The following is a 1,230-nucleotide window of genomic DNA, read 5'->3' as shown; positions in this document are numbered from 1 at the left end:
GACCAGGGTGCCTGTCCCGGTCTCACCCGTGGAGGTTGGGTCGCTGCCGGTGACGTTGCCAGCCGCCAGGTCCTTGCCGTCCTGGTTCAGGTCCAGGGCTTTTTCGTAAACCGTCACATCACGGTCCGCCCCACTGACCGACAGTCCGCTGTCCAGCACCTTGATAGTGACGGTGGTGGTGCTCTCGTCGCCGTCGGCGTCGCGGATGGTGTAGACGAAGGTGTCGGTGGCACCGGCACCCGCCACACTGTTGGGGTTGGCGTGGTAAGTCGCCCAGCCGTTGGCGTTGATGACCAGGTAGCCGTAGTTACCCATGACCTGAGTGCCGACATCGCCATGTGCGGAAGTCGAGGTGTCGCTGCCGGCGCGCACACCGACCACGACGTTGCCATCGATGACCTTGTCCGCACCCAGGACATCGTTGTAAAGCACATCACCACTCACCGTGTCGCCCACGCGTACGTTGGCCGAGTCGGCGTTGGCCTTGGGCACGTCGTCGACGATGTTGATGACGATCTGGCTGGTGATGGTGTTGCCCAGTTGATCCTTCGCCTGGTAGGTGAAGGTCTCGGTCAGGGTGTTCGGGCCATCGTTGACGCCACCTGGGGTCTTCGGCGCCGAGGTCAGGGTGTAGGTGTAGGTGCCGTCTCCGTTCAGATGAATCTGACCGTATTGCCCGACGGCATTGCCCACCAAGGTGTAGGTCAACGCACCGACCCCGCCTTGCACCGCGCCGTCGCCGTCGGCGTCGCGGATGGTGTAGACGAAGGTGTCGGTGGCACCGGCACCCGCCACACTGTTGGGGTTGGCGTGGTAAGTCGCCCAGCCGTTGGCGTTGATGACCAGGTAGCCGTAGTTACCCATGACCTGAGTGCCGACATCGCCATGTGCGGAAGTCGAGGTGTCGCTGCCGGCGCGCACACCGACCACGACGTTGCCATCGATGACCTTGTCCGCACCCAGGACATCGTTGTAAAGCACATCACCACTCACCGTGTCGCCCACGCGTACGTTGGCCGAGTCGGCGTTGGCCTTGGGCACGTCGTCGACGATGTTGATGACGATCTGGCTGGTGATGGTGTTGCCCAGTTGATCCTTCGCCTGGTAGGTGAAGGTCTCGGTCAGGGTGTTCGGGCCATCGTTGACGCCACCTGGGGTCTTCGGCGCCGAGGTCAGGGTGTAGGTGTAGGTGCCGTCTCCGTTCAGATGAATCTGACCGTATTGCCCGAC

The 1,230-nt window shown here is 62.8% G+C and carries 1 protein-coding gene; it reads right to left on the bottom strand.

The window, feature by feature from the left end; genetic code table 11:
- Window positions 1–1,230: Ig-like domain-containing protein (locus tag DQ397_RS17570; protein WP_178113799.1), on the bottom strand; the 1,230-nt coding region annotated here is incomplete at both ends.

Origin of the sequence: Pseudomonas sp. CK-NBRI-02 (genome assembly GCF_008124495.1) — a bacterium.
Taxonomy (GTDB): domain Bacteria; phylum Pseudomonadota; class Gammaproteobacteria; order Pseudomonadales; family Pseudomonadaceae; genus Aquipseudomonas; species Aquipseudomonas guariconensis.
This window is presented reverse-complemented; position numbering and strand designations above follow the sequence as displayed.